Annotated in this window: 25 protein-coding genes; 5 read left to right on the forward strand and 20 right to left on the reverse strand. The window is 63.4% G+C overall.

What is annotated here, in order from left to right; genetic code table 11:
• Positions 1-25: 25 nt before the first annotated feature.
• The 4 genes from AIOL_RS18950 to pip form a co-directional block, all read right to left on the reverse strand.
• Positions 26-1,678, reverse strand: coding sequence for an ABC transporter ATP-binding protein (locus AIOL_RS18950; RefSeq protein ID WP_049644417.1), 1,653 nt, complete (start codon positions 1,676-1,678; stop codon positions 26-28).
• 115 nt (positions 1,679-1,793) lie between these two features.
• A complete protein-coding gene (locus tag AIOL_RS18955; RefSeq protein ID WP_049644418.1) occupies positions 1,794-2,993 on the reverse strand; it encodes an ABC transporter permease in 1,200 nt (399 codons plus the stop codon).
• Positions 2,990-3,979, reverse strand: coding sequence for an ABC transporter permease (locus AIOL_RS18960; RefSeq protein WP_049644419.1), 990 nt, complete (start codon positions 3,977-3,979; stop codon positions 2,990-2,992). The genes AIOL_RS18955 and AIOL_RS18960 overlap by 4 nt, the downstream gene beginning before the upstream one ends.
• 147 nt (positions 3,980-4,126) lie before the next feature.
• Positions 4,127-5,125 (reverse strand): prolyl aminopeptidase, encoded by a 999-nt coding sequence (pip, locus tag AIOL_RS18965; RefSeq protein ID WP_049644420.1) that lies wholly within the window; start codon positions 5,123-5,125, stop codon positions 4,127-4,129.
• 68 nt (positions 5,126-5,193) lie between these two features.
• Between pip and ubiG the strand changes: the two genes are divergently transcribed.
• A complete protein-coding gene (gene ubiG / locus AIOL_RS18970) occupies positions 5,194-5,934 on the forward strand; it encodes a bifunctional 2-polyprenyl-6-hydroxyphenol methylase/3-demethylubiquinol 3-O-methyltransferase UbiG (protein ID WP_049644421.1) in 741 nt (246 codons plus the stop codon).
• Complete coding sequence (locus tag AIOL_RS18975) at positions 5,931-6,692, forward strand: aminoglycoside N(3)-acetyltransferase (RefSeq protein WP_049644422.1); 762 nt, start codon at positions 5,931-5,933, stop codon at positions 6,690-6,692. The genes ubiG and AIOL_RS18975 overlap by 4 nt, the downstream gene beginning before the upstream one ends.
• A gap of 198 nt (positions 6,693-6,890) precedes the next feature.
• Here AIOL_RS18975 and AIOL_RS18980 read toward each other — a convergent pair whose 3' ends face one another.
• Genes AIOL_RS18980 through AIOL_RS19000 form a run of 5 tightly spaced genes read right to left on the reverse strand, consistent with a single transcriptional unit; the run spans position 6,891 to position 9,956 of the window.
• A complete protein-coding gene (locus tag AIOL_RS18980) occupies positions 6,891-7,670 on the reverse strand; it encodes a GNAT family N-acetyltransferase (RefSeq protein ID WP_049644423.1) in 780 nt (259 codons plus the stop codon).
• Positions 7,670-8,110 carry a MarR family winged helix-turn-helix transcriptional regulator gene (locus AIOL_RS18985; protein ID WP_049644424.1) on the reverse strand — a complete coding sequence of 147 codons (441 nt, stop codon included), beginning with the start codon at positions 8,108-8,110 and terminating at the stop codon, positions 7,670-7,672. Before AIOL_RS18985 ends, AIOL_RS18980 begins: the two co-directional genes overlap by 1 nt.
• Positions 8,111-8,941: a carbon-nitrogen hydrolase family protein gene (locus AIOL_RS18990; RefSeq protein ID WP_049644425.1), complete on the reverse strand. Its 831-nt coding sequence runs from the start codon at positions 8,939-8,941 to the stop codon at positions 8,111-8,113.
• 4 nt (positions 8,942-8,945) lie between these two features.
• Positions 8,946-9,203, reverse strand: coding sequence for a glutaredoxin 3 (gene grxC, locus AIOL_RS18995; RefSeq protein WP_049644426.1), 258 nt, complete (start codon positions 9,201-9,203; stop codon positions 8,946-8,948).
• 36 nt (positions 9,204-9,239) lie between these two features.
• Positions 9,240-9,956: a ComF family protein gene (locus AIOL_RS19000; protein ID WP_049644427.1), complete on the reverse strand. Its 717-nt coding sequence runs from the start codon at positions 9,954-9,956 to the stop codon at positions 9,240-9,242.
• A 208-nt stretch (positions 9,957-10,164) separates the two neighbouring features.
• Here AIOL_RS19000 and AIOL_RS19005 point away from each other — a divergent pair, with 208 nt between their 5' ends.
• Complete coding sequence (locus AIOL_RS19005; RefSeq protein WP_326973156.1) at positions 10,165-10,836, forward strand: methyltransferase domain-containing protein; 672 nt, start codon at positions 10,165-10,167, stop codon at positions 10,834-10,836.
• Between the two features lie 55 nt (positions 10,837-10,891).
• Positions 10,892-11,950 carry a ferrochelatase gene (hemH, locus tag AIOL_RS19010; RefSeq protein ID WP_049645548.1) on the forward strand — a complete coding sequence of 353 codons (1,059 nt, stop codon included), beginning with the start codon at positions 10,892-10,894 and terminating at the stop codon, positions 11,948-11,950.
• Positions 11,951-12,053: 103 nt separating this feature from the next.
• Here hemH and AIOL_RS19015 read toward each other — a convergent pair whose 3' ends face one another.
• Positions 12,054-12,236, reverse strand: a complete 183-nt coding sequence (locus AIOL_RS19015; RefSeq protein WP_049645549.1) for a hypothetical protein — start codon at positions 12,234-12,236, stop codon at positions 12,054-12,056.
• Between the two features lie 146 nt (positions 12,237-12,382).
• Positions 12,383-12,982, reverse strand: a complete 600-nt coding sequence (locus AIOL_RS19020) for a L,D-transpeptidase (protein ID WP_049645550.1) — start codon at positions 12,980-12,982, stop codon at positions 12,383-12,385.
• A gap of 165 nt (positions 12,983-13,147) precedes the next feature.
• Here AIOL_RS19020 and AIOL_RS19025 point away from each other — a divergent pair, with 165 nt between their 5' ends.
• Positions 13,148-13,759 (forward strand): CAP domain-containing protein, encoded by a 612-nt coding sequence (locus AIOL_RS19025; protein ID WP_152912602.1) that lies wholly within the window; start codon positions 13,148-13,150, stop codon positions 13,757-13,759.
• Here AIOL_RS19025 and AIOL_RS19030 read toward each other — a convergent pair.
• The 9 genes from AIOL_RS19030 to hslO all read right to left on the reverse strand — a co-directional run bounded on the left by AIOL_RS19030 (position 13,756) and on the right by hslO (position 23,504).
• Complete coding sequence (locus AIOL_RS19030) at positions 13,756-14,250, reverse strand: L,D-transpeptidase family protein (RefSeq protein ID WP_049644429.1); 495 nt, start codon at positions 14,248-14,250, stop codon at positions 13,756-13,758. The two genes, AIOL_RS19025 and AIOL_RS19030, sit on opposite strands and share 4 nt — an antisense overlap.
• 79 nt (positions 14,251-14,329) lie before the next feature.
• Entirely contained in the window at positions 14,330-15,133 is an 804-nt protein-coding gene (locus AIOL_RS19035; RefSeq protein ID WP_049644430.1) for an ion transporter, read from the reverse strand.
• A gap of 30 nt (positions 15,134-15,163) precedes the next feature.
• A complete protein-coding gene (locus AIOL_RS19040; RefSeq protein WP_049644431.1) occupies positions 15,164-16,378 on the reverse strand; it encodes a class I SAM-dependent RNA methyltransferase in 1,215 nt (404 codons plus the stop codon).
• Positions 16,371-16,889 (reverse strand): ATPase AAA, encoded by a 519-nt coding sequence (locus tag AIOL_RS19045; RefSeq protein ID WP_049644432.1) that lies wholly within the window; start codon positions 16,887-16,889, stop codon positions 16,371-16,373. Before AIOL_RS19045 ends, AIOL_RS19040 begins: the two co-directional genes overlap by 8 nt.
• Entirely contained in the window at positions 16,886-18,742 is a 1,857-nt protein-coding gene (locus AIOL_RS19050; RefSeq protein ID WP_049644433.1) for an ABC transporter ATP-binding protein, read from the reverse strand. The genes AIOL_RS19045 and AIOL_RS19050 overlap by 4 nt, the downstream gene beginning before the upstream one ends.
• A complete protein-coding gene (locus tag AIOL_RS19055; protein ID WP_049644434.1) occupies positions 18,739-20,583 on the reverse strand; it encodes an ABC transporter ATP-binding protein in 1,845 nt (614 codons plus the stop codon). The genes AIOL_RS19050 and AIOL_RS19055 overlap by 4 nt, the downstream gene beginning before the upstream one ends.
• Positions 20,584-20,789: 206 nt before the next feature.
• Positions 20,790-21,935 (reverse strand): CCA tRNA nucleotidyltransferase, encoded by a 1,146-nt coding sequence (locus AIOL_RS19060; RefSeq protein ID WP_049644435.1) that lies wholly within the window; start codon positions 21,933-21,935, stop codon positions 20,790-20,792.
• On the reverse strand, positions 21,932-22,567 hold the full coding sequence (locus tag AIOL_RS19065) for a CoA pyrophosphatase (RefSeq protein WP_049644436.1): 636 nt from the start codon (positions 22,565-22,567) through the stop codon (positions 21,932-21,934). The genes AIOL_RS19060 and AIOL_RS19065 overlap by 4 nt, the downstream gene beginning before the upstream one ends.
• Complete coding sequence (gene hslO / locus AIOL_RS19070) at positions 22,533-23,504, reverse strand: Hsp33 family molecular chaperone HslO (protein WP_049644437.1); 972 nt, start codon at positions 23,502-23,504, stop codon at positions 22,533-22,535. Before hslO ends, AIOL_RS19065 begins: the two co-directional genes overlap by 35 nt.
• Positions 23,505-23,541 lie beyond the last annotated feature (37 nt).

The raw sequence follows: 23,541 nt of genomic DNA on the forward strand, positions 1-23,541 counted from the left end.
GGTGATCAATGTTATTGCGATTCGCTTACATTTTATCAACAGCCGCGTCGCCGATGTTCTCGACTCCGCGCTCAGATAGCAGATTTGTGAGCCAATCTGGGTCCATTTCGGGCACCGAGCTAAGCAATAGGTCGGTATAGGCATGGTGCGGCGGCTGGAACATTTCCTCTTTCGGGCCGGCCTCGACGACGCGCCCGTCCTTCATCACCACCACCTCGTCGGCGATGGATTTCACCGTGGCCAGGTCGTGTGTGATGAACATATAGGCCAGGTCCAGCTCGTCCTGCAGCTTGGCCAGGAGCTTGAGAATGCCCTCGGCCACAAGCTGATCCAGCGCCGAGGTGACCTCGTCGCAGATGATGAATTGCGGCTCGGCGGCCAACGCGCGGGCGATGCCGACGCGCTGTTTCTGCCCGCCGGACAATTCGCTGGGCAGGCGGTCAATGAACTGATCTGGCTCTAGCTCGATCTCGTCCAGAAGCGCGCGCACCCGCTCGCGCTTTTTGGCGCCGGTGAGCCCCATGTAGAACTCCACCGGGCGGCCGATGATCTCGCCGATCTTCTTGCGCGGGTTCAGCGCGGTGTCGGCCATCTGGTAGATCATCTGCGCCTGGCGCAGCTGCATCTTGTTGCGCTTGCGGTAGTCCAGCGGCAGCGTCTCGCCGTTGAATTCGATATGCCCCTTCAGCGGCGGCAGCAGCCCGGTGATGCAGCGCGCGGTCGTGGACTTGCCCGAGCCGCTCTCGCCCACCACGGCCACGGTGCGGCCCGCATGGATGTCAAAGCTGACGTCATAGAGCACCGGCACCTTGCCATAGGCGGCGGTGACGTTCTTGACGCTGATGACCGGCGTGGCGTCAGTGGCGGCCACGGGCTTTTGGTCGCGCTGAAAGCTGCGCACCGCCCAAAGCGACTTGGTGTATTCCTCCTGCGGGTTCAACAGCATCGAGCGCGTGTCGCTCTCTTCCACCTCGTCGCCCTTCAGCAGGACCTTAATCCGGTCGGCCATCTGGGCCACCACGGCCAGGTCATGGGTGATGTAGATCGCGGCGGTGTCGAACTGCTCGACGATGTCGCGGATCGAGGCCAGGACCTCGATCTGCGTGGTCACGTCCAGCGCGGTGGTCGGCTCGTCAAAGATGATCAGGTCGGGGCGGCAGGCCATGGCCATGGCCGTCATCGCACGCTGCAGCTGCCCGCCAGAGACCTGGTGCGGATAGCGGAACCCGATCTCGTCGGGGTTGGGCAGGCGCAGCCGGTCATAAAGCTCGATACCATCGGCCTGGCTGTCGCTGCGCGAGCTGACGCCGTGCTGCACCGGAGCCTCGGTGTGCTGGTCGATCAGCTTATGCGCGGGGTTAAAAGACGCCGCCGCGGACTGCGCCACATAGGCGATGCGCTTGCCCAAAAGCTCGCGCTTCACCGCGGCAGAGGCGTTGACCAGGTCGATCCCGTCGAACTTGACGTCGCCCGAACTGATCCGCACCCCGTCGCGGGTAAAGCCCATCGCGGCCAGGCCCAGCGTGGATTTACCCGCGCCGCTTTCCCCGATCAGCCCCAGCACCTCGCCGCGCTTGAGCGTCATCGAGGCGCCGTTGATGATCGGGTTCCAGGTCTCGTCCGAGCGGCCCTCGATCCAGAGATCTTTGATTTCTACAAGGACGTCACTGTCGCTCATCGGTCACTCCACAGTTCGGTGCCGCAGTCATTTCTCAACGCTTTACCGAATGTTATCCGAATCGCCTTACCATAAAGGGCGGTAGGGAGAGGGCTATTTTGGATCGGCGCCTTCATCATTCCTTAAGACCTGACGACTTGTGAAGCATCCAATCCACCACGAAATTCACCGCCACTGTCAGCAGCGCGATGGCGCCCGCCGCCAGCAGAGGCGCGGTGGCCACAAGCGGCGCGAAGGCGGCGAAGTTGATGAACTGCGCCAGGTCGCGCACCATGGTGCCCCAGTCCGCCAGCGGCGGCTGGATGCCCACGCCGAGGAAGCTCAGCGAGGCGATGGTCAGGAACACAAAGCAGAACCGCAGCCCGAACTCGGCCAGCAAGGGCGCGGTCGCATTGGGCAGGATCTCTCGGAAAATCAGATAGCTCAGACCCTCTCCGCGCAGCTTGGCGGCCTCGATGTAATCCATCACAACGATGTTCATCGCCACGGCGCGCGCCAGTCGGAACACCCGCGTGCTGTCGATCACCGCGATGATCAGCACCATGAACACGGTCAGCGGGATGCCCAGCGTGGGCGCCCAGACCGACGCGATGGTCATGAGCAAGAGCGCAAAGATCAGCGCCGGGATCGCCATCAGCACATCCACCAGGCGCGACAGGATCTGGTCCAGCCAGCCGCCCAGCGTCGCCGCCAGGAACCCAAGCGAGCCGCCCAGAAAGAACGCCAGGCAGGTCGTCGCAAAGGCGATCCCCACCGTGTTCTGCGCGCCATAGATCAGCCGGCTATAGATGTCGCGGCCGATCTGGTCCGTGCCCAACGGGAAGTCCGGGTTGCCGCCCATCGCGGGGTTGCCACCTGGCACGACATTGGCCTGGGCAAAGATCTCTTCCTGGCCATGCGGCGCGATGATGCCCGCGAAGATCGCCAGCACCGTGTAGATCAGAATGACCAAGAGGCCGAAGCTCGCCGTAAGCGGCATCGACCGGAACAGCTTGCGCGACCCCTCGGTGCCCACAAAACTGCCCAGAAACTTGAACGCCAAGGCCGCCGCCGCGGAGATCAAAAAGAAGTTCATCGCCCAACGGAAGAACATCACCGAGGCCCGCGGGGCGCCGTTCAGCTCTGCCGGTTGGAAGTAGAACCACACGAAGAACACCAACAAGACCGCGGCCAGCACATAGCCAAAGGCCACCCCGAACGGCATGTCGCGAAAGAACGGCTTGTTGCCCGTTGCCTGCTGCCCCGCCATGCGGAAGGCCCAGGCCGCGGCGCCAATGACGACGGCGCCCAATATGATCCATAGCCACCAGGTCATTTTGGATGCCTCAGTCTTGGGTTCGACAGGATCGAAAGCACGTCCGCCGTGAGATTCAGAAGGATATAGGCCGCCGCGAAGATCAGGCAGCAGGCCTGCACCACGGGGATGTCGCGGATCTTGACGCTATCCACAAAGAGCTGCCCGATGCCCGGGTAGACGAACACCACCTCGACCACGACCACGCCGGTGATCAGGTAGGCCAGGTTCAGCGCGATCACGTTGATGATCGGCGCCAGCGCGTTGGGCAGCGCGTGCACCACGATGACCCGCATCGGCGAGATGCCCTTGAGCCGCGCCATCTCGATATAGGGGCTCGCGAGCAAGTTGATGATCGCCGCGCGGGTCATGCGCATCATATGCGCCGTCACCACCAGCGTCAGCGTCAGCGCGGGCAGCATGGTCTTCTCCAGCCGCTCGCCAAAGCCCATGCCCTCGAAGATGTTCGACAGCGATGGGAAGACCGGGTTCAGCACGGCCAGGAACAGGATCAGGATGTAGGCCAGGAAGAATTCCGGCGATGAGATTGAGGTCAGCGTGGTGATGTTCGTCGCGCGGTCGAAGACCGAGTTGCGGTAGAGCGCCGCCAGGACCCCGAGGATCACCGCGAAGGGCACCGCAATCGCCGCGGTCACACCCGCCAGGAACATCGTGTTCATGAACCGGGGCGCGATCTGCTCTAGCACGCCCTTAAGCTGCGTGCCGCCCATGTTGGAGGCAAAGTTCATCTGCGCGAAGCTGACGCCCAGATCGCCGGTCAACATGCCGCCCAGCCAGGTGAAGTATCGGTAGAAATAGGGCTGATCGAGGCCGAGGTCCTTACGGATCGCAGCGACCGCCTCGTCTGTCGCGCCCTGTCCAAGCACCGCCTGGGCGAAGTCGCCCGGTAGCGCGTTCACAGCGATGAAGATCACCAGAGAAACTACGATCAACGTCACCAAACCGAGCAATAACCGTTGCCCGATAATTCGGAGTACAGAATTCAAACCGTGGAGCCCCCCGCGTCACTACCCATCTGCATCAAAAAACTACCTGCCTCAGGGCACATGTAAAGCGTTGAGATTGGTTGGACTCCTTTTTATGGGCGCGCTGGACGTAAACGCACGATAATCTGGCACTATCAGCTCGCGCGTTTAGGATTTGGCCAGCGCCTTGATCGCAGGCTCGCGCGCGATGCGCTGCATCGTGCGGATAAGCTCGGCGCTGATGCCCGCCTCGGACAGCGCGTGCCCGGCCTTGCCCACCATGCGCAGATCCGATCCGGGCCAGGCCTTGTGCAGCCGATACGCCGAGACGGGCGGGCAGATCATGTCATAGCGGCCCTGCACGATGGTGCCGCGGATGCCCTTTAGGCGGTCCACCTGCTTTAGAATCTGCCCATCTTCTTCAAGGAAAGCCCTGTTTGTGAAGTAGTGGTTCTCGATCCGCGCAAAGGCACGGGCGTAGTCGGCGGGGCTCTCGCCGCTGGGGCCCTCGTTTTCTATGCTGGCCAGCGTGTTCTCCCAGCTGGCCCAGGCCCGGGCGAACCGCGTCTCAAGCATCAGATCGTCGGAAAAAAGCCGCTTGTGATAGGCCGCGATCATGTCGCCGTGCTCTTCCTCGGGGATCAGGCCCGAAAAGCGCGCCCACATATCGGGCCAGAACTGCCCGGCCCCTCCGCCGTAGAACCAATCCAGCTCGGCCTGTGTCGCCAGGAACACACCGCGCAGGATCAGATAGGCGGCGCGGTCGGGATGCGTCTCGGCGTAAACCAGCGCCAGCGTGGCGCCCCAAGACCCGCCAAAGACGCACCATTGCTCGATGTCCAGCGCCTCGCGGATCGCCTCGATGTCGCGGACCAGGTGCCAGGTCGTGTTCGCCTCGACGCTGGCATGGGGCCGCGAGCGCCCGCAGCCGCGCTGATCGAACAGCACGATGCGATAGACAGAAGGGTCAAAGTAGCGCCGCATCGCCGGGCTGCAGCCGCCGCCGGGCCCGCCATGCAGCACGACCACCGGGATGCCGTCGCGGTTGCCGCATTGCTCGACATAAATGCGGTGCCCGTCGCCGACCTCCATAACCCGCTGATCGAACGGGTCGATGGGCGGGTGCAGGTAGGGTGCGCTGTTTCGTCTATCTGCCGACTTGTCCATATCTGCCCTATATAGTGCCCAGGCCGTCCCTGCCATGGGGGGCGCATGAAAATCCGCGAGGCGCCGATATGCAAAGCACGATTGACCCCGCCGAGGTCGCCAAATTCGAGGCCATGGCCGCCGAGTGGTGGGACCCCGACGGCAAGTTCAAGCCGCTTCATATGCTGAATCCCTGCCGGTTGGACTACATTACCGCTCAGATCGCCTCCGAGTTCGACCGCGACCTGACCAAGCGCGGGGCTTTCGAGGGGCTGCGGATCCTGGACATCGGCTGTGGCGGCGGGCTGTTGTCAGAGCCCATGGCGCGGCTGGGCGCCACGGTCGTGGGCGCCGACGCCGCCGCGGGCAACATCCCCGTGGCCCAGGTCCATGCCGAGCAGATGGGGCTAAAGATCGATTACCGCCACACCAGCGCCGAGGCGCTGGCCGCCGATGGCGAGCAATTCGACGCCATCCTGAACATGGAAGTGGTCGAGCACGTGGCCGACCCGCTGGGGTTCCTGACCGCCTGCCAGCAGCTTCTAAAGCCCGGCGGGATCATGACCTGCTCGACCCTGAACCGGAACCCCAAGAGCTTTCTGATGGCCATCATCGGCGCCGAGCACGTGATGCGCTGGCTGCCCAAGGGCACGCATGATTGGTCCAAATTCATCACCCCGGACGAGCTTTTCGACCTGCTGCGCCAGGCCGGGCTGGACCCGGTGGACCGCAAGGGGTTCGTGTTCAACCCGCTGGGCTGGTCCTGGTCGATCTCGGACCGCGATTTGTCGGTGAACTACGTGACCGCGAGTGTTAAGCCGGGCGCATGAACATCCAAAAGGATCTTGACGCGCTTGGCGTAAAAGACGGGGACGCCCTCTTTGTGCATGCCGGGATTAAGGGGCTGGGCGCGGGCCCTGATGATATCATTCAGGCGCTTCTTGCCGCTGTCGGTGACGCGGGCCTGGTCGCCATGCCTGGTTTCAGCACCGATGCCTATTTTCCGGCACACCTAAGTCGCGAAGCGATGACCGCCGCAGAGATCGCAAAGGCCGAGGCCGACGTGCCCGGGTTTGACCCCAAGACCAGCCCCACGGACGGCATGGGTGTGCTGGCAGAGCGGTTCCGTACCTGGCCCGGCACGCTGCGATCTGGCCACCCCACGATCTCGGTCTGCGCGCATGGCGCCGGAGCCGAGCAGGTCGTCGCGCAGCATCCCTTGGATTGGGCCTGCGGGCCGGACACGCCCTTTGGTGCGTTTCTGAGGCGCCCGAACGCCAAAGTGCTGCTGATCAATGTGGGCTGGAACCGCTGCTCCTTGCTGCACACCGCTGAAACGCTGGCCGATCCGCGGCGCGTGAAGACGCGGCGTGTGAAGCACGAAGGCAAATGGGTCGAATCCCCAGAGGTCGCGGATGATTTGGGGCGGCTGTTCCCGTCGGTTGGGGCCGCGTTCGAGGACACCGGTGCAGTGCGGACGGGTCCGGTCGGCAAGGCCGAGGCGCGGCTGTGCAGCGCGCCAGACCTAGTGGACTTCGGTTCGGAATGGATCAGCGCGGCCAATGAGGCCAGCGGGGACCGGGCTTAGGTCGCCGCCTTCGGGAAAAAACCGCAGCCGAGGTGATTCTGTTAGCGAAATCTTGGTGATTCGGCCCGGATCATAGATCCGGGTGGGAGCGGCCGCTCGTAACCGGAGGTTACCCACCCAGTTTTAGGTTTCAGCCTACGCATTAAGATTTCGTTGAAATCTCCATAGCGCGCGAATGTGCCGCGGCCCGGTTTGCGGCTAATAGGCGGGCTTTAGCAGGCTCACCAGGGTCTCTTTTAGAACGAACCCCGCGCGGCGATAGATGCGCCCAGCGGGCGAGCCTGTTTCGGCGACGATCACCAAAATGCAGCCGGGCAGCTGCGCACGGGCAAAGGCGCTGACCTTAGCGAGCAGAGCCGCGCATATGCCCCGGCCTCGGTGACTTTTGCGCGTCTCCACCGATTGGAACCGGGCGAGCCCATCGCCCCAAAATATGCCCATATCCGCGACCAGAAGGTCGCTCTCATAGACCCCGAACCAGGCCGCGCGACCCTGCTCGCAAGCCTGACGGACCTGCGCGAACTTCGCCTCTAGGTAGGGCAAGTGGCGCGGACTATCATGGCCCTGCTCCACCCCGGTTTCGCATTGGAGCGAGACTAACCCGGCCCAATCTGTATCCGAGTCTATCCTCCGAAACGTCAGACCAGGGGGAAGCTCTGGCCCCACGATGCCGCCATTCGCGGCCAGGATATCCGTGTGGTCCAGGGTCATGCCCGCCAGGCCTAGCATCGCTTCGGGCGGGTCCTCGCCCGGCGTGTCGAAACTGATCACGATATGCTCTGCCTCGGGGAAGGCCGTCGCGAAGGCGTGCAGCATCGCATCAGAATCGCGCGGATGGGCGCGGTAGATCAGCTGATTTCCATACCAAAAGCTCGGCTCGGCGGGCGTGCGCTGCACGATGAAACCGCCCTTGTCCTCAAACGTGCTGCGCCCCGCCATCACCAGCGCCTCGGACCGCAGCCCTAGCGAGCGGAACATCACGTGCCTCCGAGCCGCGTGCGGACCTCGCGCAGCACCGGTAACGCAGCGCGCACCTTATCCGAGCCGATTGCCGCCACGACCTCGGCCACGATCGGCGCGATCACTTGGAACGCGGTCTCGCAGGCCTGCCGCCCCGAGGGGCTGATCGCCACGAATTTGCGCCGCGCGTCGTCCCAATCGGGCCGGATGTGGACATGCCCCGCGCGCTCGAGTTTCGCCAGGGTGTTGGTCATCGCCCCGCGGGTGACGTGGAATACATCGGCCAGTTGCCCCGGGCTTTTCTCGCCATTCGTGCGCGCCAGGTGGTTCAACACCGAAAAGTGGCTAAGTTCCATGCCCTTGGGCAACGCCTTGCTCAGCCGATTGCGCGCAAGCTGATCGGCCATGAAGATCTCGCTGAAAAGCGCGACCGATAGGTTGTCGTTCTGTTCGCTCATTTAAGGACCGCTGAAGGGGCGGTCATGGCTTAGCGCCGGAATGCGGGTGCGCGCAAGCGTTACCTGGGCCAGATCAAGCGCGACCAGCGTCACGCCGGGCGCGGCGCCTGCCTTGGCCTCGATGCCGCCCCAGGGGTCTATCGCCACGGAATGCCCGAAGGTGGCGCGCGGCCGACCGCGCGTCAGCGCGTGCTGACCGGTCTGGGCGGGCGCCAGGATATAGGCGCCGGTCTCGATGGCGCGGGACCGCAAGAGCACCTCCCAATGCGCCGCGCCCGTCACAGGCGAGAAGGCCGACGGCACGGTGATGATCTGCGCCCCGGCCTGGCCCAGCGCGCGGTAGAGCGCCGGAAAGCGCATGTCGTAGCAGATCGTCAGCCCGATCTTGCCCAGCGGCGTGTCGACCACGGTGATCTGGTCACCGGGGCGATAGCCCTTCGATTCGTGGTACTGCTCGGTGTCCGAGATCGTCACATCGAACATGTGGATCTTGTCGTAGCGTGCCGCGATGTCGCCAGCCGGGTTGATCAGGAAGGAGCGGTTCGCGAACCGCCCCTGCGGGTCGTCGGTCTTCAGCGCCAGCGAGCCGATCAGCACCCATTTGCCCAGCCGGGCCGCGTCGTCGCGCAGCGCCGCCAGCGTTGGGTCCTCCGCCTCGGGGCGCAGCACCTCGATCTGCCTTGTGCGGCTGGTGGAGACGCAGTTCGTCACCTCTGGCGTGACGATCAAATCGGCAATTTGCGCCGCGTTAGAGACGTATTCGCGGGTTTTGACCAGGTTCGCCGCCGGGTCGTCCGAGGAGGAAAGCTGGATCAGGGCCGCGCGGGTCACCCCGTCACCCGGCCAGCATCGCGTCCAGCCGCCCGGCGCGCTCTAATGCGGCCAGGTCATCATAGCCGCCCACATGCTTGGGCCCGATGAAGATCTGCGGCACCGTGTGCCGCCCGCCCGCGCGCTTCATCATCTCTTGCCGGCGATGCGGCTGCGCCAGCACGTCGACTTCGGCATAGCTGACGCCCTTCTGGTCCAGCAAACGCTTGGCGGCATGGCAAAACCCGCAAAGCGGAGAGGTGTAGAGTTCAACGGGCTGCATGGGTGGGATGTCCTTGGTCACGTGTTCCGAGGGAACTTAGGCATCCTTGGCGACCCGCGCCAGTGTCAATATATCAACCCGGCGTGAGCCAATGGCCCGGCAGGCCTCGGCCGCCACGGCCAGCGTCGCGCCAGAGGTCATCACGTCATCCACCAGCAGCACGGGCCGCCCCGCGAGCTTGAGCGCCGCGTGCTTGGCGGGCCGGATGGCGTCGGCGAGGTTGGCAAAACGCTCGTCTCGGGACATGCCGTCCTGCAACTTGGTCTGGCGCGTGCGCGTCAGAAGGTCCGGGATCGTGTTGCGCGCGAGATGCTTGGACAATGCATTGGCCAGGACCGCGGCCTGGTTGTAGCGCCGCTTGATCAGCCGCAGCGAATGCGCGGGCACGGGCACCAGCACCGTGTCCTCAAAGAGCAGCTCCGTGCCGACCCCCGCCATCCAGGCCGAGAGCGGGCGCGCGAGGTCCAGCCGGTCGCCATGCTTCAGCGCCAGGACCATCCTGCGCGCGTTGCCCTTGTAGATCAGCGCCGAGCGGCCGCGAGTCCAGGGGCGCGCAATCGCGATACAGTCGTCGCAATGCACCGGCTGGTCGGTTTTCTCCCCCGGCAGCGGCACCCCGCAGGCATCGCATGTCAGCCCGGTGACAAAGGGCGTGTCCCGCCAGCACAGACCGCACAGACCGAAACTGCTGTCCACCATCTCATCGCAACTTAGGCATGTCGGTGGAAAGGCGAGGCGCAGCAGGCTTTGCATTCCGAGATATCCCCCCTAAGACGGGCGCCGACACAGGCAGGAGCCCATGCAGCGCCAACCCGATCTGACCGACCGAACGGCATTGAACCGGAACCGCGCCCGCGCGATGCGGATGGCGGAGCCGGTAGTGTTTTTGCAGGAAGAGGCAGCTTCCAGTGTTCAGGAAAGACTCACGTTGGTTAACAAATCATTTACGGCACCCGCTGTTGTGACCGGATGGCCACAGATTTGGGCGCCCGTGGTCCCCAACGCCTTAGTGGTCGCGGATGACGATGTGCTGGACCTGCAAGAGCGGTCGCATGACCTGGTGATCCACGCCATGTCCCTGCATTGGGCGAGCGATCCCGTTGGGCAGCTGATCCAATGCCGCCGTGCCTTGAAGCCCGATGGGCTCTTTCTATGCATCCTCCTGGGGGGCCAGACCCTGCACGAGCTGCGGGCCGTTTTGGCCGAGTCAGAGACTGAATTGACCGGCGGGCTGAGCCCGCGCGTCGCGCCCATGGCCGAGATCCGCGACCTCGGCGCGCTGTTGCAGCGGGCGGGCTTTGCGCTGCCCGTAGCCGACACCGACAGCCTATCCGTGTCCTATACCGACTTGTTCCGTCTGATGGCGGAGCTGCGCGGGATGGGTGAGGCCAACGCGCTGGCCGCCCGTCTGCGGCGCCCCACGCGGCGGGGCGTTTTCCTGGACGCCGCCCAGCGCTACGCGGCTGCATACGCGACAGATGGCGGGCGGATCACCGCAACTTTCGAGCTTATCACGCTGACGGGTTGGGCGCCGGACGACAGCCAGCCGCAGCCCTTGAGACCCGGTTCTGCCAAGGCGCGCCTAGCGGATGCGCTTGGGACCGAAGAGACCGAATTGCCCAAGGGCAATTGACGGGAAAGGATTGGGATTTATGTCGAACACAGAACAGATTGATGGGGCCCCAGACATGCTCGACACAAACGCGACCGCGAATACGCACCTGCCCGCGGAACACCCCGGGGTGAAGCCGCGCAAGGTCGGCGTGCTGCTGGCCAATCTGGGCACCCCGGACAATTACGACTACTGGTCCATGCGGCGCTATCTGAACGAGTTCCTCAGCGACCGACGCGTGATCGACTATGCGCCCTGGAAGTGGCAGCCCCTGCTGCAGCTCATCATCCTGACAAAGCGCCCCTTCACCAGCGGTGCGGCTTACAAAAGCATCTGGAACCACGCGCAGGGCGAGAGCCCGCTGATGACGATCACCAAAGACCAGACCGCCGCCCTTTCCGAGTGGGCGACCGCGCGCTACGGCGGCGAGGTGATCGTGGATTTCTGCATGCGCTATGGGAACCCGTCCACCGAATCAAAGGTGCGGGCGCTGGTCGAGCAGGGCTGCGACCGGGTCCTGTTCTTCCCGCTCTACCCGCATTACGCGGGCGCCACCTCTGCCACCGCCAACGACCAGTTCTTTCGCGCCCTGATGAAGGAAACCTGGCAGCCCGTGGCCCGCGTCGCCGCGCCCTATTTCGACGAGCCCGCCTATATCGACGCCTTGGCGCAATCGGTCGAGGCCGGCTACGCCAAGCTGGATGCCAAGCCAGACCTTCTGATCGTCAGCTATCACGGCATGCCCAAGCGCTACCTGATGCAGGGCGACCCCTACCACTGCCAGTGCCAGAAAACGACGCGCCTGCTGAAGGAACGCCTGGGCTGGGAAGACAGCGCGATCCGCACCACATTCCAGTCGGTTTTTGGGCCCGAAGAATGGCTAAAGCCCTATACGGTCGAGGAAGTTGCCCGCGTGGCCGCCGAGGAAGGCAAAAAGAACATCGCGGTGATCGCGCCCGCCTTCTCGGCGGACTGCATCGAGACCTTGGAGGAGATCCAGGAAGAGATCTGCGAAAGCTTCGAAGAGGCCGGCGGCGAGAAATTCACCTATATCCCATGCCTGAACGACGCGCCCGCCCATATCGAAGCGCTGGGCAAGGTGATCGAGGACAACTTGAGCGGCTGGATCAAGTAGGTTCCGCGCGGGTTACGGAAAGCCCACAAAAAAACAGCGGCGCCGGATCGGCACCGCTGCTTCTATCTCTGTGTAAGGCCGCTGAAGCGGCCAGGCGCTCGGCTTACGAGCTGGCAGCTGCGACGACAGCAACCAACAGAAGAAGAACAACAAGACCTGCCGACGAGGACGACGCTGCTTCTTCAATGATTACTTCGGGCTCGATGACAACAGGGTCAATGGTGCCAGCGTAGGCTGCTGTGGACGCGGCGGCTGCGATGAGAGCAGCGATTGCGACTTTCTTCATGTGGTCCTCCAGGTATCTTGTTCTGGTATGTAAATCGAATAGACACAGGACGCACTCATACGCCCGTAGGATTCTCACTAACCACCATTAACCGTTAAAGGCGAATGCAAGTTTTGCAACGCGGCACGTTCGACCCTGGTATCTCGTCAAATAAGCAACACTTGCGTACCGACTTTGGTCATGCCGAACAGCTCGGCGATGTGCTCGTTGTATAACCCTATGCAACCATTGGATGATTTCCGACCGATCTTGCGCGTGTCATGCGTGCCGTGGATGCGGTAATAGGTCCACGACAAGTAGAGCGCGTGGGATCCCAGCGGGTTGTCCGGGCCGGGCCCGATGAAGCTTGGCCATTCTGGATTGCGCTTGAGCATTGACGGCGTGGGGCGCCAGGACGGGCCCTCAACCTTCTGAATAACCCTGGTGCGGCCGCGCTTGGTTAGCTCTTCGCTCAACGGCACACTGGTCGGGTACAGCTTGTAAACAGACTGGTCCTCGGACCAGTAATGCAAGGCGCGCGAGGTGACATCGACCAAGACCGCGCCACCCTTCGTATTCGAGAAATACGGTCGCCAGTCCAGCGCGCGGAAGCTAGAGATGTTGCGGCGCACGATCGCTGTTTCTTCGCCCTGGATGTCGACGGTATCGCCGATGGTCTGGGCCAGTGCGGGCGCGGCCAGTCCGCTTGCCGCCGCGGTGCCCAGAAACAGCCTGCGGTTCATTTTATTCTCAAGTCCGTCAGCCATGAAATTCTCCATCTGCTGATAATCAGCCTGGCTACACATTATTGCGAGAAAGCCGCAGTCGCAATTCAAACAAATGTCAACGCGCAGTATCCCGCTGGCAACGATTTGATTACGCTACACCAAGACGGTATGGCAATTGAGAATAAAGAGGATAGGCGACCAGATATGCGTTCCATTGCCCTGTTGATCACCGCGTTGTTCGCGCTTGTCGCCTGCACAGCCACGCCCATTGAGGCGCCGCTTGGCGCTGATGGCAAGCCATTGCCGCGGCTCTACCGCATTTCGAAGTCGAATGAATCGCGCATCCAGATCCGGATGCTGGACTCGGTGAACGCGCTGCGCCAGGCCTCTGGCGCCCCCGCCTTGCAGCTGAACGCGTCGCTTAACGCCGCCGCCGCGACCCATTCGCGGGACATGTCCGTGCAGAACCGGCCCTGGCATTTCGGCTCGGACGGCTCGTCGCCGGTAGAGCGCGTCCAGCGCGCGGGCTACGAGTTGACCCTTTTGGGGGAGAACATCTCGGAGACGTTCGAAACCGAGCTTCAAACGCTGGCCGCATGGATGGCGCAGCCCGACACGCGTCAGGTCATCCTGGATCGAGAGGGCCGGGATATGGGCTTTTCCTGGTTCCAGGAACCGGGCGGTAAGATCTGGTGGACCCTGATCATAGGCGGCGGCGGACCGGCGCAGATCCCGCAAGCCGCCCCGTCGGCCTCGCTGGAACCGGACATCCCAGGCGTGATCCCCCCCGCCACCGAGCAAGAGGGCAACGTTTAGGGGTAGATGTCGATTACCGTGCCGTTGCGCACCATCGCATAGATCCACTCCATCTCGCGGTTCGAAACCGCGATGCAGCCCCAGTTCCAATCCTCGTCCCGCTTCAGCGGATTCGGTCGCCCGTGGATAAAGATGTCACCGCCCGGGTCCTTCCCGGCGACGCGTGCCGCGGCGATGTCGCGGACATTCGGATAGGAGATCCCCAGCGACAGGTGGAACCTGCTGTTCGGGTTGCGGCGGTCGATCAGATACCGACCTTCGGGCGTCCTGCCGTCGCCTTCAAAGTTTTTGTGCCCTGAAGGCGCGAAGCCGAGGTTGATCTCGTATTCCTCGAGCACCTTGTCGTGGTGGTAGAGCCGCATCTTCCGCGCGTCCTTCCACACGACGACGCGCGTCACCTCGGGCCCGTTATAGGTCTTGAACTTGCTCGACGAGCAGGCCGACACACCAAGCACCAACGCCAGAAGCGCAAGTATCTTAAGCATTTTCATTCGTTACACCGTCCTGCCTCTCGCGGACACCTTAGCGCATTACAGCCTGTGGACAAAGTGCCCCGCGCTCACGGGCGCGTTACTGTTGCCGCTCTCTCAACTGCGTCTCGATCGCCGCCAATCGCTGCAGCACCTCGTCGCGATAGCTGTCGGTGGCGGCGTTGGTTTCCTCGGCATGGGCGTCCTGCATCGAGTTCACGATCAAACCCACCAGCAGGTTCACCACCGCGAAGGTCGTAACCATGATGAAGGGCACGAAGAACGCCCAGGCATAGGGGAAGGCCTCCATCACCGGGCGCACGATGCCCATGGACCAGCTCTCTAGCGTCATGATCTGGAACAATGAGTAGGCGGACTTGCCCAGCGTGCCGAACCACTCGGTGAACAGAACGTTCTGCTCCGGCGTGCAATGCGCGCAGCCCAGGCCGAACAACTTCGTCGCCATCACCGCGCCGATGTAAAAGATGATCGCCATCAGCAGGAACACCGAGGCCATGCCCGGCAGCGCGGTCACGAACCCCTCGACCACGCGACGCAGCCGCGGCGCCACCGAGATCACCCGCAGCACCCGCAGGATCCGCAGCGCCCGCAAGACCGAGAGCCCCTGCGCCGTCGGGGCCAGAGAGATCCCCACGATGATGAAGTCAAAGATGTTCCAGCCGTCGCGGAAGAACCGCAGCCTATAGGCGGCGAATTTGATCAGCAGCTCGATCACAAAGATCGCCAGACAAACCTGGTCCAGCAGATGGATCAGCTCGCCGTACTGCGCCATCGCCGACTTTGATGTCTCCAGCCCCAGGATGACTGCGTTGAACACGATCACCGCCATGATGAAGCTGCGCACTCGGTCGTGCTCGATAAAGCTGGTCAAACGGTCCTGCATGGGCGTGCCCCTTGTTTTGCGCGCCTTATGCTACCTGGAAAAGCTTGCGGCAAGTTCGATATGGGGCGACCAGCGGAACTGGTCCACAAGATCGATCCAATTGATCGCAAATCCGGCGGCGGTGAGCGTTTTCGCATCGCGCGCGAATGTGACCGGGTTGCAGGACACCATCGCGAGGGTCGCGAGGTCAGATTGGGCGATCTCCGCGATCTGCGCCGCGGCACCCGCACGGGGCGGGTCGATCACCGCGGCGTCAAAGCGATTCAGGTCCTGCGGCACCAGCGGGCGGCGGAAGAGGTCGCGCTTCTCGGTGGTAACTTGGTGCAGGTTCGGCGCGGCGCGCCAGGCACGGTCGAGCACGTACAGCATCTCGGCCTCGCCTTCGACCGCCAGCACATCAGCGTGCCGTGACAGCGGTAGGGCAAAGGTACCGCACCCAGCAAAGAGGTCGACAATGCGTTTGGCACCGGAAACAGTCTCTAACACGGCCTGTATGAGCGCATCTTGCCCCTCGGCGGTCGCCTGCAAGAAGCTGTCCGGCGGCGGGGTCACGGCGATCCCGTCAAAGACCTGCACCGGCGCGTGACGCTCTAGCAATGTCTCGCCGTTCCAGGTCAGCCGCGCCAGGCTATGGCGCTGCGCCAATGCGGTGGCCTCGGGGATCTGCGGCGGGGTCAGGTCCTTGGCATCGCGGATGGAGACGTCCGCCCCCGCCTCGGACCAGGTCACCGACAGGGACAGCTCGCCCTTGCGCGAGGCACCGAAGCGGACCAGCTCGTCTAGTGCCGGGATCATTGCGGTGATCTCTGGCAGCAATGTTTGGCAGCCAGGCACCTCATGGATCACGTCAGAGCCGCGGCCATGGAAGCCCACCAAGGCGCCGGATTTCGTGCGGCGGCCCGAGAACGTGGCGCGGCGGCGGGTTTGCCGAGGCGAGCTATGCACTGCGCGGATCGGCGCGGGCAGCCCGTGCGCGGCCAGCGCTTCGGTCAGCACTTGGCGCTTCCAGCTCTCGACAAAAGGATCGCGGGCGTGCTGCAAAGCGCACCCGCCGCACCGCTTGAAATGGGTGCAGGGCGGCGAGACACGATCCGGCGAGGGCGTCACGATCTTGGGCGCGGCGATACGGTCTTTGTCCAGGTCGCCTGTCACCACCTCTCCGGGTAGGGTCAGCGGCGCAAAGACAGGCCCCGGCGCGATCCCGTCGCCGTGATGGCCGAGGCGTTCGATGGTGTATTCAGGCATAAACAGTCTCTAACTCGTGCAAAAACCCGCGAACATCCGCGGGCGAGCGCAGATGATACACGTCCTTAGTCTCTAACGCAGCAGTTGCCATGGCGCGGATCCGCGCGCGTGCTGTGTTGCGGGTGTTCCAGATCCAGGCCCAAAACTCTGGGTCGAATTGCTCTGGGCAATCCTCCGGCAGATCTGCGCGAGAGCGGCCATAATCGCGGATCGTGCGCTTGAAGACCCGCCAAACCCGCAACAGAAACGGCATGTCCAGCACGATCAGCGTGTCTGCGCGCGCCAGCCGGTTGTCCCAGGTCGCCGACAGCCCGCCCTCGAAGATCCATTCCGGCTTGGCCTCTTCCGCCAGGGCCATCTCGATCTTCTCCGGCTTTGGGCGTTCCTCCCACCCAGGCATCCAGTGGATCAGATCCACATGCACCACCGGCAAACCGGTGATCTCGCCCAGCGCGCGGGCAAGGGTGGACTTGCCGCTGCCCGGCTGCCCGATGATCATCACGCGTTTCATTCCGCCGCTTCGGTGAGCCCGATGAACCCGCCCGACTGCCGGTTCCAGAACCGCGCATAAAACCCGCCCTTGGCGATCAGATCGTCATGGGTGCCTTCCTCGGCAATGCGACCCTGATCCAGCACAATGATGCGATCCATGCGGGCAATCGTGGACAGGCGATGCGCGATGGCCAGCACGGTCTTGCCCTGCATCACATCGACCAGCGCGGCCTGGATTTCAGCCTCGACCTCGCTGTCCAAGGCAGAGGTCGCCTCGTCCAGCACCAGGATCGGCGCGTCCTTTAAGATCGCCCGCGCCAAAGCGATGCGCTGCCGCTGCCCGCCGGAAAGCTTCACGCCGCGCTCGCCCAGGAAGGCCTGATAGCCGCTGCGCCCGCGATGGTCGGCCAGCTCTAGAATAAAGTCATGCGCCTCGGCGCGGCGCGCGGCGGCGATGACCTCTTCGTCGCTGGCCTCGGTGCGGCCATAGCGGATGTTGTCCATGGCGGTGCGGTTGAACATGGCGGTCTCTTGCGTGACCATGCCGATCTGCGCGCGCAGGCTTTCCTGCCGCACGCCCGCAACATCCTGGCCGTCAATCAAGACGCGCCCCGCCTTGGTGTCATAAAGTCGCAAAAGCAGGCTGAGCAGGGTCGATTTCCCGGCACCGGAGGCGCCGACAATCGCGACCTTCTCGCCGGGTTGAATCGCCAGGTTGATGCCGTCCACCCCACCGGTTTCGCGCCCATAGGCGAAGGTGACGTTGTCAAAGTGGATCGCCCCTTGGCTGACTTCCAGCGTGCCTGCAACCGGCGCGTCCTCGATCCGGTTCGCGGGCGCGATGGTCTGCATCCCATTCTCGACCTCGCCGACATGGCTGTAGATCGCCATCAGCGTGAAGCTGATCCACCCGGTCATCTGGCTGAGCCGGATCGTGATCGCGCCCGCGGCGGCGATATCGCCCGGCGTGATCCCGTTGCCGCGCAACACAATCGCCATCGCCACCATACCAACCGGCAAGAGCCCCGCGATGAAGATCAGGCCAAAGCGGAACAGCGTCTGCGCCTCGCCAAACCGCAAGGCTCTGTCGCGTAGCGAGGTTATGGCGTTGAGCACCATGCGGTCCTCATGCGCAGAGCCGGCAAAGAGCTTGACCGTTTTGACGTTGCTGATCGTATCGACCACCTGCCCGGTCACACCGGCCCGCGCTTCGGCCCGCGCCGAGGAACGGACCCGGATGATCGGCAGCATCACCCGAAGGAACGCGAGATAGACACAAAACCAGCCTAAAAGCAGCAAAACCATCCAAGGGCTCATCGCCCCCAGGACCCAAGCCGCGCCGATGACCGTCGCCAGCCCAAAGGTGATCGCGTTCACGCTTTCGATCACGATCTCGGTCAGCGAGTTCGCGGCCTGCATCTTTTTCTGCGCGATCCGCCCGGCGAAATCATTGTCGAAATAGGTGACCGATTGCCCGATGGTCCAGCGGTAGAGCCGCGCCATAATCAGCTTGCCAATATTCGGCCCGATCATCACCGATTGCGTCAGCGCCAACCCGCCGAAGAACAGCGGCCGCATCACCAGCAGGATGAAGATCGACATCAGGATAAGACCCCAATGCTCGGCCAGGAAGGTCTCGTTCGGGGTCTGGTCGACCGCATCCACCAAAGCGCCCAGAAAGTACATCGCCAGCACTTCGGTCAGGCCCGCGATCACCGAGATCGCGGTGCCCAGCCAGACCACGCGCCAGCCGCCGCGCAGGCACCACAGAATGAACGGGCGCAGCTCGACGGGCGGCGGGCCATCCGCGGGCTGTTCCGTGTCGATCTGATTGCCCGCGGCCTCGATGAACCGCGACATGGTCTGCTTCATTCCGCAGCCTCCTCGATGCCTATGAACCCGCCAGATTGCCTGTTCCAGAAACTGGCATATAGCCCGCCTTGGGCCAAGAGCTCGGAATGGGTGCCGTCCTCGACCACGCGACCCGCGTCGAGCACCACGATCCGGTCAAGCTGCGCGATGGTGGACAGGCGGTGCGCGATGGCGATGACCGTCTTGCCCGCCATCATGCCATAAAGCGTTTCCTGGATCGCGGCCTCGACCTCGCTATCCAAGGCGCTCGTCGCCTCGTCGAGCACCAGGATTGGCGCGTCCTTGAGGATCACCCGCGCAAGCGCCACGCGCTGGCGCTGCCCGCCGGACAGCTTGACGCCGCGCTCGCCCACCTGGGCCTCATAGCCTTTGCGGCCCTCCGGGTCCTCAAGATCCAGGATGAACGCATGCGCCTCGGCCTGGCGCGCGGCGCGGATCATCTCTTCTTCCGTGGCATCGGGGCGGCCATAGAGGATGTTGTCCCGCACCGAGCGGTGCATCAGAGAGCTGTCCTGCTGCACCATGGCAATCGCCCCGCGCAGGCTGTCTTGGGTGACGCGCGCGATGTCCTGCCCGTCGATGCGAATGGTTCCGGATTCCGCGTCGTAGAACCGCAAAAGCAGCTTCACCAGCGTGGACTTGCCCGCGCCCGACCGCCCAACGATCCCGACCTTCTCACCTGGCCGGATGTTGAGCGAAACAGAGTCTAACCCGCCGACATCACGCCCATAATGGTGGGTCAATTCGTCGATCTCAATCGTGCCGGTCGACAGCTCTAGCGGCTTGGCATCCGGCGCGTCCACCAACGCGATGGGGCGCGTGATGGTCTGCATCCCTTCCTGCACGATCCCGAGGTTGCGGAAGAAGGACGTCACCGCCCACATGATCCAGCCGGTCATGGCGTTCAGCCGCAGCGTCAGCGCGGTCGCCGCCGCCACCACGCCCACGGAAGCCCCCGCGTTCATCCAAAGCGCGATGGCCCAGCCCACCACGCCGACAATCAAGAGCCCGTTCAGCGTCACCAAAGAGATGTCCATCACCGTGTAGATGCGCATCTCTTTGAGGAAGGTCTCGCGGGTTTCGTCGATCGCCTCCTTCGCATAGGCCATTTCGCGGTCGTGATGCGCGAAGAGCTTGACCGAGTGGATGTTGGTGTAGCTGTCCACGATCCGCCCGGTGACCTTCGACCGCGCGTCCGCCGCGGCCTGACTGGCCGGGCCCACGCGCTTGATCGTCCAGCGCAGCAACCAGCCATAAAGCACCAGCCAGCCGAGCATTGGCAGCATCAGCCGCACATCGGCATTCCACAACAGCACCGCCGCGCCGACGACATAGGCAATCGCAAAGGTGATCGCGTCGAAGACCTGAAAGATGGCCTCGCCCGCGGCGGGCGGGGTCTGCGTGACGCGGTTGGCGATGCGCCCGGCGAAGTCATTCTCGAACCAACCCACCGACTGCCGCATGACCTGCCCATGCGCGCGCCAGCGAATCAGCGTGCCGAAATTCGGCAGCAGCGATTGGTTCAGAATCGCCACGTCCACCACCTGCAGAACCGGCCTGACCAGAAGGATGAACAGCGCGGCAAGGATGATCTCTGTGCCATATTGCGCCCAGACCTCTGCCGCGTCGCCGGCGTTCAGCACGTCGACGATGCGGCCCATGTAGAAGATCAGCCCGATCTCGACCGCCGCCACGATCACAGACATGATCCCAGCGTAGATGAACACGCGCTTGAACGGCTGCGAGTAGTCCCAAAGGAACGCAAACAGCTTGGTCGGCGGCGTATCGGTTGGCTTGTACGGCGTGTAAGGGTCGACGAGATTTTCAAAGAATCGGAACATGACGAAGCTCTTTAAGAGAGAGAAAAAGTTGCAAATGATCACGCGTTTGATCGGCAAAACCGCGCGCGAGTACGGGCGCGGTCTCAGCCTAAGCGGACACGAATCCCATACTTCATTTGCACCTCCGTCATCTGGATGAGTCGCGTTCTACGCGAACTGGCTGGGAATGTCACGGGTGAGAATCGCATCAAGAGGATTGCGGGACCCTAATCTTTTGATTCACCAAGCAATTCAGCCTTCGATTGCGTAAAATCCGAAGCGATCCAGCTTGCCTCCAGCGCGCGCAGTTTCGCGCCCAACGCGGGCCCTTCTTCGTGCAAATCCGCCGCTTTTATGGGGAATACTGCCTGCGCTCCGCGCTTGATCTGATCGGTTAGATTGTTGGGCAAAGGTTCGGACAAAAGCGCGTGCCGCACCAATATGGCATCTGTCGCCGCCTCAGCCCCAAGCCGGTAGCCCAGAATGGCGGGCGGGTCGGTATTGGTGGCCGCCTCGCGCAGCTGGGCCAGTTTTCGCGCGTCCGCCTTCGAGAGCCGCAGATTTTCTGGCACAGCCTGGCCACCAATTGCGGCGAGGCGCCGGATCGGGTCCGGCGCAAACCTGTCCTCCAGATGCACCAATGGCGCCAGGGCGCTGGTATCCGCGCCTGGAAGGATGCGCGTCAGGTTGCCCGCCTGCGCCATCGCCGCCACGGCGGGCGCGGGATCGGGCGCGGCCAATAGCTTGAGCATCTCGGTGCCGACGCGCTCCTTGGAAAGCGTCTCTAACCCGTCGGAATTCGCGGCACATGCGGCGAGCCCGTCGACGTCTAGCCCGGCGCTTTGATCGCCATACCAGGCATGAAACCGAAAGAAGCGCAGGATGCGCAGATAATCCTCGCGGATCCGCTGAGCCGCGTCCTCGATGAACCGCACGCGCCGCGCCTGCAGGTCCGGTAGCCCGCCAAGGGGGTCCTCGACCGTGCCATCGGGTTGCGCGTAAAGCGCGTTCATGGTGAAATCCCGACGCAGCGCATCCTCCTTGATGGTGTCAGCAAAGGCCACCACGGCGCGGCGCCCATCCGTGGCCACGTCGCGTCGAAAGGTTGTGACCTCGTGCGGGATGCCGCCCGAGACGACCGTGATCGTGCCGTGGTCTATGCCGGTGGGGATGGCCTTCAGCCCTACCAGCTCTGCCGCCGCGGTCACCTGGTCCGGTCTGGCGGACGTGCTGAGATCCACATCCGCGACCGGAACCCCTAGCAGCGTGTTGCGCACGCATCCGCCAACGGCAAAAACTTGATACTTGTCCAGGGCGTTGAAGACCGCCTGGGCCTCTGGTCGGGTCAACCAATCTGCCGACACGCGCGTCACGGCAGCCGGTCCGCGAGGCCCCGTAGGATGCGCGCCGTGGCGCCCCAGATGTAATACGGCCCGTAGGGCACGGTGTAGTAGCGCCGTCTCTGCCCGCGCCAGCGGCGCGACTGCACCGAGAAATTGGCCGGGTCAGAGACATGCGCGAAGGGCACAAAGAACATCTCTGCCACTTCGCCCGGCTCTGGAATTGGGATAAAATCGTCTCTAACGCGCCCCAAAACTGGTGTGACGGCAAAACCTGTCACGGTCTCATGGCTGGGCAAAGCGCCAAGTATCTCGACATTGGCGGGGTCCAGCCCGATCTCTTCGCGCGCTTCGCGCAGTGCAGCGGCGGCCACGTCCTTGTCGCTGGCATCGACCTTGCCGCCCGGGAACGCGATCTGCCCCGGATGGTGCTTGAGCGCCGACGAGCGCTTGGTCAAGATCACCTGCAATTCGCCATGCCGTTCCATCAACGCCACAAGCACCGCCGCTGGGCGCAACTTGCGCCCCTCCGGCAGAACCACCCCGGGGTTCAGATCGAAATCGGATGACCCAGAGCTTGGCCTTTCAAGCGCCTCCAGAATGGCCGCAAGAGGCGCATGCAAATCCAAGCTAGGCACCCCCCACGGATTCGGGCGAGAACGCATATTGCGCCCCGCAAAATTGGCAATCCGCGGTGATCATACCGGTCTCTGTTACCAGCTCCCGCAGCTCGTCAACCGGCGTGCCCGCCAGGCTGTCTTTCACGCGCTGCTCCGAGCAGGTGCATCCAAAGCTCACCGGCTGCGTGTCGAAGATCCGCGGCTGTTCCTCATGAAACAGGCGCACCAAGACATCCGTTGGCTGCAGAATCGGTCCCACCAACTCGGTCTCGTCGATGGTATCGAGCAGAATGTTCACGCGGTCCCAATTCTCACCGTCCTCCCCTTCGACCAGATCTTTGGCCGTCAGCAAAGTCTCGGCGCCCTCAGATGCGCCGGCGGCAAACGGGGATTGTTTCGGCATATGCTGGATCATCATGCCCCCCGCGCGCCAACCCGCCTTCTGGCCGGGCAGGGTCGACGACCCAAAGGAGAGCGCAAACCGCGTCGGCAGCTGCTCTGATTGGGCGAAATAGGTCTCGGCGCTGGCCGATAGCGATCCGCCGCTAAGCGGCGTGATGCCCTGATAAGGCGCGGTGCCGCTGCCTTGGTCGATCAGGATTCCAAAATAGCCCTCTCCCAGCAGGTCGAAGGGCTGCGCACCATCCTGCACCTCCTGTGCATCAAAGCTGGCATAGGCGCGCAGGCGCGCCGCCTCGCCCTCGGAGGCCGGCGCAAAGTAATCCGTCGCGATCAGCTTGACCGGGCCGTCGCCCCGGACCTGCAGCGACAGCTTCCATCGCAGGCTCATCGTCTGGCCAATCAGCGCCGTCAGCAGGGTCATCTCGGTCAGCAGTGCTTCGATCTGCGGCGGATACGCATGCTGCGCCAGGATCTCGTCCAGGCTGCGGGTCAGCCGCACGAACCGACCGCGAATATCCGCGTGATCGAGCTGAAACGGCAGGACGGTATCATCCCAGGCGATCTGAGTTCCGAGCGACATAGTCTTCCTTTACGGGCGACGCCCTGGCATACCGCGC

It is taken from the genome of Candidatus Rhodobacter oscarellae, from assembly GCF_001078595.1.
Lineage (GTDB): Bacteria > Pseudomonadota > Alphaproteobacteria > Rhodobacterales > Rhodobacteraceae > Rhodobacter_B > Rhodobacter_B oscarellae.